We start from the raw sequence: 14,090 nt of genomic DNA, 5'->3' as shown, positions 1-14,090 counted from the left end.
AAATAACAACAATCAGAAGTAAAGTCATGAAACTGGAAACCGTCGATTATCTCGCTGAAGATGCCGCTGAGCAGTTTGTTAAGTCCCTGCGTGAAACAGGCTTTGGCGTTTTAAAAAATCATCCTATCCCGAAAGAGTTGGTCGAATCGATTTACAAAAATTGGTACGAGTTCTTTTGCACTGAAGAGAAACACGATTTCCACTTTAACGTTGAAACCCAAGATGGTTACTTTCCCCCATCGGTCTCTGAAGTGGCTAAAGGTCACAGCGTCAAAGACATTAAAGAGTACTTTCACGTTTACCCTTGGGGACAAATTCCTGCTCAGCTGAAAGAAGAGATTCTAGACTATTACCAGCGCGCCAATGCGTTCGCGTCTGAGCTGTTGGGCTGGGTTGAAGAGCACGCGCCAAAAGAGGTGCAAGAGAAATTCTCAATCGCGCTGTCTGAAATGATCAACGGTAGCGAAAAAACGCTGCTGCGTGTGCTGCATTACCCACCGATGAAAGGTGATGAAGAGCCGGGAGCAATTCGCGCCGCGGCTCACGAAGATATCAACCTCTTGACTGTGTTACCTGCCTCAAACGAGCCGGGTTTACAGGTGAAAGCGAAAGATGGCTCTTGGATTGATGTGCCTTGTGATTTTGGCAACCTCATCATCAACATTGGTGATATGTTGCAGGAAGCTTCCGGCGGTTACTTTCCATCCACCACCCACCGCGTGATCAACCCAACGGGTGAGCGTCAGGAACAATCTCGCATTTCCCTGCCGCTTTTCCTTCATCCAAAACCAGAGGTGGTGCTTTCAGAGCGTTACACGGCGCATAGTTACTTGATGGAGCGTCTGCGTGAGCTTGGTGTGATTTAAGCCCATCTTTTGCGTAAATCTGAACGAGACAGCCAAGCGGCTGTCTCTTTTTTTGTACATTGCTTCACGAACTGACATTCAAAACGAAATCTTGCTCGACAAATTGGCGGGGTTGGCTTTGAATGAAAATAGGAAACAAGGTAAACCTACCGTTCATACTTAACTTTATCTGAGCAAATAGTATTAAAGGCGTAAGACAATGCAGGAGCAGACCAATCTGGCGAGTACGTTTCAGACGTACATGGAAAACCCGCTGTTGTGGCCAATATTGGAGGTTCTTCGTAAGCAGCCCAGTGGATGGAAAGTGCACACGTTAGCCGCCCATTTAGGTGAGCAGGGTTTTATCTATGAGCTTGACCCTCTGCCAGAGAAAGATCTATTTAAACGCAACTTTCTCATCATGAACGCGCTCTATCAGCTGCAAGAAACGCTGTATCCAGACAATTGGCTGCAAGTGGAAGCGATGGATATCGTGCTGATGTCAAGCCACGCCTGCGCTGGCCATACCATTGATGTCGATGATCCGCTGCGTGAGTATTATGTGCAGTGGCAAAACTACGAAGCCAATGAAGGGGAAGTGAAGCGACTGTTAAATGAGTTCTGGACCCGATATCGCCGTTTTGTGGGGCACCACGAAGGTGATGATATCGATAGAAATAAGGCATTGCAGCTTTTTGAACTGGATCAACACGCCACCGCCGCAGACATTCGTAAACGTTGGCGTCGATTGGCGCTACGTTGGCATCCAGATCGCGACAATGGCAACGCAGAGCGCTTTCGCATTCTGTGCGAAGCCTGGAACGTTTTGCGTCACTAATTTACCATCTATGAAGTTCACCATCGATTAAGTCCACCACATAAAAAACGCCCTGCATTGTGCAGGGCGTTTGTTATCAAGCTGAAAACCTAGTTGTTATTGCGAAACTGAGACTTACGCATGCGGTTAAGCGCAGCCATCACATCGAGTGGGCGAGGCTTGGCGAGGTCGCCATGCTGAGGCATCTTCTCAAACCATGCGCCTTGCAGTAGTTCGGTAACAGCTTTTGCCGGGTTGTTGCACCAACCGGGCATTTGTGCCAACTGATACCAAACCCAACCGATGGCATTCACCTCGTCAGATGATTCCAACTGTTCTAACGCTGAGATATCCGCAAACTCTTTACCAAAGCGTAGCGACTCTTTTCCTTTGGCGGAAACGCGGAACTTGCCATCGGTGAGAATGTTCATCAACGCCTGACAGTTTAACGCGCGAGGCGGAAATGTGACCAAAGGTGATTCAGATTCGTTGTGACGCTGAGTTGGGTGCAATGCAATCACTTGCTTCGCTTTTTCTGTCACATCAACCGCTTGGTAATCGTGCATCTGGATTACGGTATCGGCAACGTCCAGATAATCGCCTGAGCCACCCATGACAATAATGGTAGAGATGTCCAACTCGTCACGCAATTGGCCAATTCGGTCAACCAATGGCGTGATAGGTTCGTCGCCTTTGGCAACCAATGCCTGCATACGCTCATCACGGATCATAAAGTTGGTGGCTGAGGTGTCTTCATCAATCAGCAAAGTGCTCACGCCACTTTCAACCGACTCCTGTAACCAAGCAGCTTGTGATGTCGAGCCTGAGGCATCCTGAGTGGTAAAATCGGCCGTCTCTTTCCCCATCGGCAAATGGTTGATGTAGTTCGACAGATTGAGGTGATGCACGCAGCGACCGTCTTCCGCTCGGATCTTCATCGCATTGATGTCGGTGACACTGTACTCTCGGCCATCACCCGGAATGTGGTTGTAAATAGAGCGCTCAATGGCGCTCAGCAGCGTCGATTTGCCGTGGAAACCACCACCGACAATCAAGGTAATGCCTTTGGGAATACCTAAACCGCTGACAAAACCACGATTCGGCGCATGCAGTGTTACTTGCAATGAGGCTGGCGCTTGAAACTCCACCGCCTCTTTCATGGGCAAATCGCAGTTACCCGCTACGCGTGGCAAACGGCTTCCATTGGCGACGAACGCAACTAAGCCGTGACTGGCTAACTGTTCGCGCAGCGACTCTTGGTCTTCGACGGTTTGACAATGTTTGATCAGCGCCTCTTTGTCGAGTTCTCGCTCGATGGTCGCGCGGCGGATAAATTTGGGCAGGTGGAAGGTCAGAATATTCAGCGCCTTCTTCGCCAGAATATCGCGCCCTTCCGCCGGAAGATTGACTCTAAAGCGCAGCTCAATACCATCTTCTGTAAACAAAACGGCAGTGCTATCAAGCACGGTTTGACCATGCAGCGCAATAGAAACGCTGGATTCTTGCTTGGCAAACTCTGCAAAGCTACGGGCGATGAAATCACGCGCAGCCAGTTGATAAGCGGGCGACTCATCACGCAGCCAAGAAAGGCCAGTTAAAGACCAAGCACGGAAAGCGCGGAATCGGGACGCAGAAGCAAAGGGATCCGACTGAACATAATCGATGAAAAGGTCGAAATCGCCAAAGTTGTATTGTCCTTTTATCTGCTGGTAGGCACGATAGTTTTGCTTTTCGAGCTTTTTGAGTTTTGCAGTCAACAGGTCCATAACAATCAGCCTTTTAGAAACACAAAAGCGGCGATTATAGGAATCGCCGGAGGAAGAGTAAAGCCAAATCGGGTCTGTGCCCGATATCATGACGTGTGGTAAGCAAAAGATGCAGTGCCGAGGAAATTCTGGTTGAACAAGCCTTGCTCAAACTCGTTACTCGGCATCGGTTTGCCATATAAGAAGCCTTGGCCGATGTCGCAGCCTTCACGGATCAAAAACGCTTCTTGCGCATCCGTCTCGATACCTTCCATCACCACTTCGAGATCGAGCTTTTTCGCCACGTGAATGATAGAGCGAATGATCTCTTCATCTTGCTCTGAATGTTCAATTTGCTGGACGAAACTTTTGTCGATTTTGATCGCATCAAACGGGAATTTCTTCAGATAGCTGAAGGAAGAGTATCCGGTGCCAAAGTCATCGAGTGACAATGTCACGCCGAGTTCATGTAAGCGGCTCAACGTCGCTTTCGCCACCAGTTCATCGGAGATCAAACCGCTTTCTGTGACCTCAAGTTCTAGATAGTGAGAAGGGAGCTGATAAGCTTCTAGCAGATCCTGCACTTGTTCCGCAAACAGCGGATTTTTCAACTGAATGCCGCTGATGTTGACCGCTACGCGGAAATTTTCAACCACTTCCGACCACTGTTTGGCTTTTTCGATTGCCACGCGCAGCACAAAAGCACCGACCTCAAAAATCAGCCCATTTTGTTCTGCCATATGGATAAGCGCTTCGTTGGATACATCCCCCAACACAGGGTGGCTCCAGCGCAGCAAAGCCTCTGCGCCAATCCATTTGTGGGTGTTGGGACACACTTTGGGCTGAAAATAGAGCGTAAGGTCGTCGTTACGTACTGCTTGCAATAGGTAGCTTTCAATCTGGTTGTGATACAACAACGCGTCGGCGTGTGCTGAGGAGAAGTAGGTGTAGCGCTGCCCGGATTCTTTACTGACTATCATGGCTTGATTGGCGTGGCTGAGTAAATCTTCGGCGCTGTTTGTCTGCGCATCTGAGAGTGCAACACCGATAAAGGCGTGCAGATGGACCTCATTGTTGTCAATATTAAAGGTGCTTTGACCCACAGCGACAATCTGATAGAGCAAGGTTTCTAAAATTTGGCCGATTCTCTCTGATTGGATGACGATGACCAAATCATGAGACGCCGGGCGGCCAGTTAACGTGAACATCGCGTCTGGTATGCTAATTTGGTTGCGATACGCGACCAAGAGCTCCTCAAACAGGGCGAAACCATACTTGGCTTGAATGGTGCGCGCATTGGTAAAGCCGATATGGATGACCGCAATGTTGGTGGGATTGGATTGTTCTAACTGTCTTTGCAACTGGTTTTCCAGTGCGCTGAGGTTCAAAAAGCCAGTGCCATGATCATGCTGTCGCTGATAATCGGCATCCTGCTCGGCGGCAAGACGTTTGTCTCTTTCCTGACTCAGTGAAAAGCTCAACTGAGCCAAGTTACTGGTTCGGCTCTCGACGCGATGTTGCAGTGCTTTATTCAACCTAAGCAGTTTTTCATGTTGATAGACAACGGCCAACTGCGCTTCGATGGAGCTGCGAAAACAGCGCAGCAATTCTCGATAAGTGTCACTGAAATGATTTTCTCTTTCGTCCAACAGACAGATGGTGCCAAACGTCTCGCCATTTGGCCACAGAAGCGGCAGACCGCAATAGGAGATCATGCCCAATTTTATGTCTGGATTTTTGTCCCATAGCGGGTCGCTCAGAGCGTTGGGAATCATCAGCTCTGTATTCGAATTGATGACACTCTCGCAATACAAACCGTGACCTAACGTTTCCGAATCGCCTAATTTGTAAGGGTTTAACGGAGTCTCGCTGGTACGGCACACCTCAATGTGCTGTGGGTGAATACGCATCACCAACGCGGCGGGCACGCCAACGATATCGGCAAGCAAATTGACGATCCGTTGCCAACCGTGTTGCATTGGTTCAGGAATTTGATAATCAAGCGTTTTGAATTTCGTCATGACTTGGCAGTCCTTATCCTCGTTGTCACCACATCCTGTGGTCACATGGAGCGCCTCAAATGGGAGCAGAGTGCACTTGGGTTAAGTATAGGAGTTAAGCAGAACAAGATGAAAAAAAGTCCCGAAATATGGTCGGGACTTCATCAGTCAAAAACAGAATCTCAAGTTTAAGACATATATACTGGCGACTTAAGGGCGCAACTTTTTCAAGTCAGCGAGATCAATCTCTTGAGTGTAATCAACTGACTCAAAGCCAAAGCCGTTCAGTTTTAAAAATTCGTCTTTATAACCTTCATAATCGCCAAGTTGCTTAAAGTTGTCGCCGTTCATTTCAGACAACAGAGCGTTAACCTTTTGCTGAATATGCGGAGCCAGTTCTAACTCATCGATGCGGATCAAGCGTTCACCGTCCACGTCGACTTTCGCTTGACCATAGAGTTTCGTACTAAATAAACGTTGCATCTGTTCAATGCAGGTTTCATGGCATTGCTCGGCTTTCATCACTTTATACAAGGCAAGCAGATAGGGAGACAACGCGGGAATAAACACGCTCGCTTTGGTCACCAAGGCTTTACAGACGGTGGCGTAGGCGCTGCCATTGAAATTGGCCATTTCCAAATTGAGCGCATGGCTGGTTTGGTGCAGATCGATTTTCGCCCGGCCTAGCGTACCGTCGAGATAAATCGGGTGAGTGACTTCCGGCCCGATGTAAGAAAAGGCGATGGTTTTACAACCTTCAGCGATGGATTCGGTGTTGATAAGCGCATCCACCCAACTTTGCCAATCTTCACCGCCCATCACTTTGATGGTGTGCTCGGCTTCCTCATCACTGGCAGGCTCAAGTGTGGTTTCAATCCAACGGTCATGCTGTAAATCGAGGGAGGCGCCGGTGATAGGCTGGCCATAGGGTTTGATCACGCTACGCCAAAACTCACCGGGTTTGCCCGGAATGGGCCGCATGCCAGTCGCTAGGCTATAAATAATGAGGTCAACTTCGCCATCGAAATAGGTCTCTATCGCTTCAATCACTTGTTCGCGCGTCTCTTGGGCAAAGGCATCTCCGACGATGTTGATGGCGGTACGGCCTTCTTTTTGGGCTTGTGCTTTGAAAAAAATGTTGTTGTACCAACCCGCGCTGCCAGTGCCTTTTTCACTTGGACCACGTTCGAACGAGACGCCGATGGTGTCTGCTTTAGCGCCGCCAAACGTCAGTGCGATGCGAGCAGCAAGACCAAATCCAGAGGAAGCACCAAGGATCAGTACCCGTTTAGGGCCTTGAGTGATCTGTGGCGCACGTTTTACGTACTCTATTTGTTGTTTAATTGCAGCTTCACAGCCATAAGGATGAGCTGAGCGGGCAACAACACCATCAATTTGTGGTTCTATGCGCATGCCATTTTCCTGATTGGGGGACAAAGAGGCAGTTAGGCTAACGTAAAGAAACGTAAAATGATTTGAGCTAGGGCATTAAAATCAGAGATGTTGGCTAAACATTTCGGCAACAAACTCAGCAATCCAAGGTTGCGCGTCAGCGGTGGGATGCAGGCCATCTTGCATCATCCATTCTGGTTTAGTGATCACCTGCTCAAGGAAAAAGGGCAACAATGGCACTTGTTGATGCTCTGCCAAGGTAGGGTAAAGATCGAAAAATGCTTGCGAGTAACGTTTGCCGTAGTTAGGTGGAACGCGTATTTGCATTAACACGGGTTTCGCGCCCGCCGCCTTTGTTATTTGGATCATCCGTGACAGATTCGCGGCGATGGTTTTGGGCGGAAAACCTCTGAGGCCATCGTTGGCACCCAGTTCAATTAACACCCAATCGGGGGAGTGGGTGGTTAACAAGTCTGGCAGGCGCGCCAAACCGTTGCCTGTGGTGTCGCCTGAAATACTGGCGTTAATCACTTGTACGTCTTTCCCGTAGGTTTTTAGTACGTCTGGTAACAAACTTGGCCATGCCTGCTCGGCTGGCATGTTGTATCCTGCACTTAAACTATCGCCAAGTATGAGAATTTTTTCAGCCGCCGTTGCTGTCCACGACAGGATTAACATCAGCATTAAGGAAAACAATCTGACCATGCAATCTCCAGTAATTAAAGCAAAATCCGTTAGTAAACAAGTGTCTACAAGCAATGAGAAGTTAATCATCCTCAGCGATGTCAATCTCGAAGTCGCTGCAGGAGAGAGTGTGGCTATTGTAGGCACCTCCGGTGCAGGAAAGTCAACCCTGATGACACTCTTAGCTGGCCTTGATGTCTCCTCATCTGGCGAGGTTTATCTGCTCGATCAACCTTTGTCTCGTTTGGACGATGAAGCGCGTGCCGCGCTACGCAGTGAATCGATTGGCTTTGTTTTCCAAAGTTTTTTGCTCATTCCAAGCCTGACCGCACTGCAAAATGTCACTTTACCTTGTCTGCTCAAAGGGGAAGAGGAGGATAACGAGCGAGGTAAAGCGTTGCTTGCCTCGGTAGGTTTGGCCTCGCGAGTGGATCACCTCCCGAGCCAGTTGTCGGGAGGCGAGCAGCAACGGGTGGCTTTGGCACGCGCGTTCATGGCCCAGCCGAAGATCTTGTTTGCCGATGAACCGACCGGCAATCTCGATCAACACACGGCAGAAAAAATCATTGAGCTGCTGTTTGAGCTCAATCAACACCATGGCACGACGTTAGTGTTGGTGACACACGATATGAAGCTTGCTCAGCGCTGCCAACGCGTGTTTAGCATGGATGCAGGTCAACTGTCGGAGGCGAGTTAGTATGGCGTCAAACGGATTAAATCGCAGGCTCACCGCCTGGAGTTTGGAAGAGATACGCCACGGCAATCTCTGGCCAATCAGTGTCGCGCTGGTGCTGATCATCTCTGCGGTGTTCGCTTTATCGGCCTTGGCAACGCGTATGGAACAGGTGATCGTCAAGCAGGGCAAAGATGCGCTCACCGCCGATACACTCTTCATTTCCGCCAATCCTCTGCCACAAACCTTGCTCGATGCGGCCAAGAGTGAAGCGCTTACCACCTCAAAAATGACCCGTTTTGCCACCATGGCCTTTAGTGACACGGGGATGCAGTTAGTCACTGTCAAGGCAGTGCAATCGAGCTATCCGCTGCTTGGTGAACTGAGCCTGCGCAGCGACACAACTCGCGCTCAGCATGTGAACCCGGGGGAACTGTGGTTAGATAGCCGGATTATGGAAAGGCTGGAGGTTACGCAAGGTGACAATGTCACGATTGGCGACGCAGATTTTGTTGTTTCTGGCGTGATTGAGAGCGAACCCGGATTAAGCTTCAATCCGTTTCAACAGATGCCAGCGGCGTATATTCACGACACGGATGTAGCGCGTACTGGCGCGATTCAAGTGGGTAGCCGTGTGCAGTATCGTCTTTTTATCGTCGGCAGTGATCAAGCGATTGCTAAGGTCAAAGAGAGCGTTGAGCTGACGCCGAGTGATCGTTGGCGCGATCAGGAGAGTGCCAGTCGTAGTAGCGAAGTGTTTGAACGCACCAATCAATATCTGTCTCTGACCGTCGCGATTGTCATCATTATGGCGGCGACAACACTCGTGCTGACTTGCCAAAATTACGTTGTCACGCGAAAACAAACCATCGCGATGTTAAAGAGCATTGGAGCAAGCCGAGCGTGGATAGCGCGTTGGTTAGCGATTCAGCTAGCGCTGCTATTTGTATGCGCGGCCGTGATCGGCGTCCTGATTGGCATAGGTCTGGAGCAGTTGCTGCGCATTCCATTGAAAGATCTGCTGCCGGACCCGCTTCCATCGTATGGCATTACGCCGTATTTAGTCTCATTGGCGACTGCGTTACTGATTGCGGTTCCCGCATTGGGCATTCCGCTGTCGGCTCTGTTGCATACATCAGCGATCAATGTGATGCAAACAGACAACCAGCAGAAAGCCATTCGATCGAAAACCTGGCTGCTGATTGGGGTGCCGCTTTTGCCTATGTTGGCGATTTACCACAATAACATCATGGTGTGGATTGTGCTCGGGGCAATCATGCTGCTGTTCATTGTGCTAGCCTTTGTTGGCTTAGCGCTGAGTAAGCTATTGGCACGTTTACCATTTTCTACCTCCGTTAAACTGGCGCTGAGCCGCATCAACCGCTCGGCACTCGGCAGTGGGTTGCAGTTGGGGGCGTTGTCATTGTCGCTCATGTTATTGGCGATCATTTGGCTGGTGCGCACCGATCTGCTTAAAGATTGGCAGCGGACACTGCCTGCCGATGCCGCCAATGTGTTTGCGCTCAATATCAGTGACTTTGAACTTGACCCTTATTTGACGTTTTTAGACCAGAACCAAGTGAATCGTTCTCCGGCTTATCCGATCATTCGCGGCCGATTTACCGCCATCAACGGTGAAAATGTCACCAGTTATAGCCGGCCAGATGGCCAAGAGCGCAGTGACGCAGTGAGTCGAGAGTTAAACCTTACTTGGGGGGCGAGCTTGCCCGATTATAATCAGGTGACCTCGGGCAGTTGGACGCCAACGCAAGGCGTATCGGTTGAAGCTAAAGTAGCTGAAGAGATGGGAATCGAGGTTGGTGATACGCTCACCTTTGTGGTGAACAGTCAAACCTTCAACGCGACGGTCAACACCATTCGTCACGTTGAGTGGCGTGATATGAAGCCTAACTTCTATTTCATCTTTACACCGGATGTGATGGCGTCTATTCCTGCATCCTATTTGGTCAGCTTTCGTATTGAAGAGCACCAGACATCTTTGCTGAATCAGTTGTCGCGGCAATACCCGACCGTCAGTGTGCTCGACATTCGCACCATGGCGAGCAAGATCCAAGATCTGGTTGAGCAGATAGTGTGGTCGATTTCGATTTTGGCACTCATGGGGGTGATGGCGGGAGTGATGTTGATCTTTACCTTGTTGCGCCTGAGTTTAGCGCAGCGTCAGCAAGAGATCCGCTTGTACCGCACATTGGGCGCGCCGAAAAAACGGGTCACGCGTACCATTTGGGCGGAATTTGGCATCATGGCGCTGATTGCCAGTGCGATTTCTGCTCTCGGCGCGGAAGCAACGGTGGCGGCGGTGATGCGTTTCGGCTTTGACTTATCCGCTACGCTGCATCCACATTTGTGGCTGCTATTGCCCACCTTGGCGTTGGCGACATTGTTCATGGTTGTATCAAGTTTAATCAAACAGTTATTGACACCCATGAATAACTCGTATGGCTAATAGCCGCCTAGTCTTATCCCAGTTATCCACAAAATCAGTGGATAACTTTTGGGATAAGTGAAGCTCAAAAAGAAGGCAAAGTGAGCGAAGTCTTTGCCCTATCGGACTTGCGCAGAGAGGGTTATTCACATTTGGCCGAGAAACTGAAATCGAGACAAATCAGTCAAGTATTTTTTTGATAATTTTATTGCCATCTTTACGTTGCAAATTTTTATGCTTTTCGCCTGCTGTACGGAGAAATCCACAGCGAATTTGTGATTTTATTCACGTTCAATCACGAGTAGAATTCAATCCCAGAATTCATAGACATAGTGGAATAATGAACGCTTTGAACTCGTCCACCGGCAACAAACATATCGCCGTTGTAGGGGGTGGTGTCGCTGGCGCCACGGCCGCGATACATTTTTCAGAATTAGGCTATGCGGTGACCTTGATAGAAAAAGGGCCTTCCTTGGTCAATGGTCCGCCGATCTGTCATCTGCACGCCGGGGGAAATCTCTATCGTGAGATCTCGACGCAGCAATGCATTGACCTCCTGAAGCAATCGATCGACAGCGTCAGACTTTTTCCAGCCAGTATCAACATTCGCCCCACCATCATTGCGGTACCGCGCAGTGATGCGGGAGAGGCCGAAGAGCTGTTACCAAGGCTGGCTATTATTCGCGAAGCATATCGAGATCTAGTTCGAGAAGACGCCCGCAACCAAGTGCTTGGCAAGCCGGACGACTACTTCAAACTCTATTCCAAAGCTGATCTCGCGCGCCTGGCGAGGCTAACTCAGCCTGAGCAGCCTAAAACATTTGACGACTGGTGCATTCCATTTGCCAAAAATACTGATCTCGAGCAGCTTAAATATCCGGTGATCATGGTGGCCGAATATGGCTGGAGTGTGTTTCGTCTTTCTGCCATCGCCACCCTTGCCCTTGAGCGCTTTCCGGCCTCGACGGTGATGTGTAACCGAGAGTTGCAACACGCGCAGTGGGATGGGGCTAAATGGCAGTTGGATGTTTCTGGTTTGTCTCAACCTATCTACGCTGATTATTTGATCAACGCATGTGGTTTTGAAACGGGCGAACTCGATGATGTGGTTGGCGTGGCCACGCAACGTATGGTCGAATTTAAAGCGGCGTACGTCACGCAGTGGCAAGAATGCCATGAGGCTTGGCCAGAAGTGATTTTTCATGGCGAACGTGGCACGCCAGATGGCATGGCGCAGCTCACGCCATACGCTGACGGTTATTTTCAACTGCATGGTATGACGGAAGATATCACGCTATTTGAAGATGGTTTAGTGGCAGCATCGCCTCGCTCTGCGCAGCCGAAGTTGCCAGCACAATACGTCAAAAAGATCCGTTCAGGATGGGATGAATCGGTTTTGCAACTGCGCACCCAAAAGGCGATTGAACACGCGGCCAAGTTGCTGCCGGCCTTTATCAGTGCCAAGCCAGCGGGCAAAGCGCTGTTTGGCGCACAGCAAATTCCCGGGCGTGATGCAACACTGCGCGCGGCAGATGTCTCCTTTTCTGCTAACCATTATGCTTGCATCGAAATTGTCAAAGGCTCGTCGACTTTGCTTGCAGCGCAGAAAATCGCCTTGCAGTGGTTTGGTAAGCCTATCTCCACCCACATCGAACAAGAACACCCGGTCACCTGTTCACTGGCCACCAGTGAGATCGAATCGGTAGCCACTACATTAGCCAAACAGCGCGGTTACCCAGTATCGTTAGCTCAAGTGGTGGGGGAAGGGGTGTATCAATAAACGCAAAAACCAAGGCGGCGTTGTAAGCTGCCTTGGTCTCTTCTCGCGCAGTGTGTTTTCATCCTTCGCTATCAATATAAACAAAAGCAATCAGTAACCAAAAAAACGTGCCCATTGGCACCAGACATCTTGCAAACCCTCGCGGTCGCCTCTAACAAAACGGACCTCCTGCCCCGGTTTTGCTTGCGCCAGTCTTGGAAGGTCGATTCGGGCAACGCAGCCTAGTTTGGGATAGCCGCCAATCGTTTGTCTGTCATTTAGCAAAATGATTGGCTGACCATTCGGTGGCACTTGAATGGCGCCCAAGGTAATCCCTTCCGACAAAATACCCTGATAGGGAGGCGAAATCGTCCCTCCGGCCAGTCGGTATCCCATGCGATTTGAGTTGGGATCCACGCTAAATCGCGTTTGGTAAAACAGCGCGATTTCCTCGGCAGCAAAATCCGCGGCTTGATAACCTTCAATCACGCGCAATTTTAACGGCAAGTTGTAATCAGGCTTGAAACGGAAAGTCAGCGAGCGGGCTTTATTTGAGCTAGGTTGGTGTGGCGTAAACGGTAATAATTGTTCAGCAATCAGCGGCATGCCGTTTTGTTTCAGGCCGCCGAGATGATCGCGCACGACGGTACTGGTGCTGCCAAGCTGCGGACTGACGTCAAAGCCGCCAACCACTGAGAGGTAAGCTCGCAGGCCATTTTTTGCTAAGCCAAAAGTGAGAATGTCACCTTTGTGCGCGCGAAATTCGCTCCAGTTGTGCAATGGGTGTCCGTTGAGACGCGCATCGAGATCGCCGCCACAGATCGCCAGTTGACACGAACTGAGTACTTCGAATGCCGCTTGACCTAAGGTGATTTCCAACGAGGTGCAATTGACGGGATTGCCCAGCAAATGGTTCGACCAACTGTAGGCGTAGTCGTCCACCGGTCCGCCTTGCGTGATGCCTTGATGGGCAAGGGCGAATCGGCCAAAGTCCTGAATCAGGCTGAGTGACCCCGGTTTGATGACTTTTAGCGCGTGGGTTGTCACAATGTGCCTCCTAATTCGAGATACTCTTGTTCACTGATCGGGTAAAAAGTCACTGTGTCACCAATAGTAAATGGGGTCACGGGAACCTCGTTCGGGTTATACACAGACACTGGGCATCGGCCGATGATGTTCCAGCCACCGGGCGTGGCGGATGGGTAAATGGCCGTCTTACTTTCGGCGATCGCGACACTGCCTGCCGGGACGGAAACACGTGGCGAAGCTAGCCTAGGAACGGCGAGGCGTTCATCAACGTCAGACAAAAACGCAAAACCTGGTGTGAAGCCAATCGCCGAAACCGTATAAGGCGTTTCACTGTGCAGCTCGACAACGTCATCCAGTGACAAGCCGCGATGAAGAAACGTCTCCAGATCCAGCGCGGTCTGTTTGGCATAATAAACGGGAATGCGATGGTTGCGTCCGGCCTGAACGGATGTGGTAACTTGGCTACTTTGCAACAGTTGCTCAAGCTGAAGCAACAACTGCGATTCACTCAAGCGAAAAGGTAAGTATTCCACCAAGATAGAACGATAGGCAGGAACCACGTTCATCAGTGCATTGGGTAGAGTCTGCCGAATCAGATTCGCCAATTCGCCTACTTGCTGCTCATTGACGCTCTCGGCAAAGTGCACCATTAAGCTGCATTCAGAAACGGGTTGAATTCGGTAGCAATTGCTCTTCAAAT

Annotated in this window: 11 protein-coding genes; 5 read left to right on the top strand and 6 right to left on the bottom strand. The window is 50.1% G+C overall.

Annotated elements, in window-relative coordinates; translation table 11 throughout:
• The first annotated feature begins 26 nt into the window (after positions 1 to 26).
• On the top strand, positions 27 to 866 hold the full coding sequence (locus tag EA26_RS11305; protein ID WP_039427525.1) for an isopenicillin N synthase family dioxygenase: 840 nt from the start codon (positions 27 to 29) through the stop codon (positions 864 to 866).
• Positions 867 to 1,065: 199 nt separating this feature from the next.
• Complete coding sequence (locus EA26_RS11300) at positions 1,066 to 1,683, top strand: DNA-J related domain-containing protein (RefSeq protein ID WP_039427523.1); 618 nt, start codon at positions 1,066 to 1,068, stop codon at positions 1,681 to 1,683.
• A gap of 89 nt (positions 1,684 to 1,772) precedes the next feature.
• On the opposite strand, the gene EA26_RS11295 is transcribed toward EA26_RS11300, so the two are convergent.
• From EA26_RS11295 to tesA, 4 genes are all read right to left on the bottom strand, one after another.
• On the bottom strand, positions 1,773 to 3,428 hold the full coding sequence (locus EA26_RS11295; protein ID WP_039427521.1) for an ABC-ATPase domain-containing protein: 1,656 nt from the start codon (positions 3,426 to 3,428) through the stop codon (positions 1,773 to 1,775).
• Positions 3,429 to 3,514: 86 nt separating this feature from the next.
• The gene (locus EA26_RS11290) at positions 3,515 to 5,428 is read right to left on the bottom strand and encodes a sensor domain-containing phosphodiesterase (protein ID WP_039427520.1); all 1,914 of its coding nucleotides are present in this window, start codon (positions 5,426 to 5,428) and stop codon (positions 3,515 to 3,517) included.
• 189 nt (positions 5,429 to 5,617) lie between these two features.
• Positions 5,618 to 6,820 carry an enoyl-ACP reductase FabV gene (fabV, locus tag EA26_RS11285; protein WP_039427517.1) on the bottom strand — a complete coding sequence of 401 codons (1,203 nt, stop codon included), beginning with the start codon at positions 6,818 to 6,820 and terminating at the stop codon, positions 5,618 to 5,620.
• Between the two features lie 81 nt (positions 6,821 to 6,901).
• Entirely contained in the window at positions 6,902 to 7,504 is a 603-nt protein-coding gene (gene tesA, locus EA26_RS11280; RefSeq protein ID WP_039427515.1) for a multifunctional acyl-CoA thioesterase I/protease I/lysophospholipase L1, read from the bottom strand.
• On the opposite strand from tesA, the gene EA26_RS11275 reads away from it, so the two are divergent.
• The 3 genes from EA26_RS11275 (at position 7,503) to EA26_RS11265 (ending at position 12,382) form a co-directional block, all read left to right on the top strand.
• A complete protein-coding gene (locus EA26_RS11275; protein WP_039427513.1) occupies positions 7,503 to 8,180 on the top strand; it encodes an ABC transporter ATP-binding protein in 678 nt (225 codons plus the stop codon). The two genes, tesA and EA26_RS11275, sit on opposite strands and share 2 nt — an antisense overlap.
• Entirely contained in the window at positions 8,152 to 10,623 is a 2,472-nt protein-coding gene (locus EA26_RS11270) for an ABC transporter permease (protein WP_039427511.1), read from the top strand. The genes EA26_RS11275 and EA26_RS11270 overlap by 29 nt, the downstream gene beginning before the upstream one ends.
• Positions 10,624 to 10,942: 319 nt before the next feature.
• Entirely contained in the window at positions 10,943 to 12,382 is a 1,440-nt protein-coding gene (locus EA26_RS11265) for an FAD-dependent oxidoreductase (protein WP_039427509.1), read from the top strand.
• A 90-nt stretch (positions 12,383 to 12,472) separates the two neighbouring features.
• Here the strand turns inward: EA26_RS11265 and EA26_RS11260 are convergent, their stop codons facing one another.
• The gene (locus EA26_RS11260) at positions 12,473 to 13,408 is read right to left on the bottom strand and encodes a 5-oxoprolinase subunit C family protein (protein ID WP_039427507.1); all 936 of its coding nucleotides are present in this window, start codon (positions 13,406 to 13,408) and stop codon (positions 12,473 to 12,475) included.
• Positions 13,405 to 14,088 (bottom strand): 5-oxoprolinase subunit B family protein, encoded by a 684-nt coding sequence (locus EA26_RS11255; protein ID WP_039427505.1) that lies wholly within the window; start codon positions 14,086 to 14,088, stop codon positions 13,405 to 13,407. Before EA26_RS11255 ends, EA26_RS11260 begins: the two co-directional genes overlap by 4 nt.
• Positions 14,089 to 14,090 lie beyond the last annotated feature (2 nt).

It is taken from the genome of Vibrio navarrensis (genome assembly GCF_000764325.1).
In the GTDB taxonomy this organism is placed as follows: Bacteria; Pseudomonadota; Gammaproteobacteria; order Enterobacterales; family Vibrionaceae; genus Vibrio; species Vibrio navarrensis.
This window is presented reverse-complemented; position numbering and strand designations above follow the sequence as displayed.

What these genes read in the sequence shown, in the direction of transcription:
- EA26_RS11290 (WP_039427520.1), bottom strand. Translation starts at nt 5,428, where the DNA reads ATGACGAAATTCAAAACGCTTGATTATCAAATTCCTGAACCAATGCAA.
- EA26_RS11305 (WP_039427525.1), top strand. Translation starts at nt 27, where the DNA reads ATGAAACTGGAAACCGTCGATTATCTCGCTGAAGATGCCGCTGAGCAG.
- tesA (WP_039427515.1), bottom strand. Translation starts at nt 7,504, where the DNA reads ATGGTCAGATTGTTTTCCTTAATGCTGATGTTAATCCTGTCGTGGACA.
- EA26_RS11275 (WP_039427513.1), top strand. Translation starts at nt 7,503, where the DNA reads ATGCAATCTCCAGTAATTAAAGCAAAATCCGTTAGTAAACAAGTGTCT.
- EA26_RS11265 (WP_039427509.1), top strand. Translation starts at nt 10,943, where the DNA reads ATGAACGCTTTGAACTCGTCCACCGGCAACAAACATATCGCCGTTGTA.
- fabV (WP_039427517.1), bottom strand. Translation starts at nt 6,820, where the DNA reads ATGCGCATAGAACCACAAATTGATGGTGTTGTTGCCCGCTCAGCTCAT.
- EA26_RS11300 (WP_039427523.1), top strand. Translation starts at nt 1,066, where the DNA reads ATGCAGGAGCAGACCAATCTGGCGAGTACGTTTCAGACGTACATGGAA.
- EA26_RS11295 (WP_039427521.1), bottom strand. Translation starts at nt 3,428, where the DNA reads ATGGACCTGTTGACTGCAAAACTCAAAAAGCTCGAAAAGCAAAACTAT.
- EA26_RS11270 (WP_039427511.1), top strand. Translation starts at nt 8,152, where the DNA reads ATGCAGGTCAACTGTCGGAGGCGAGTTAGTATGGCGTCAAACGGATTA.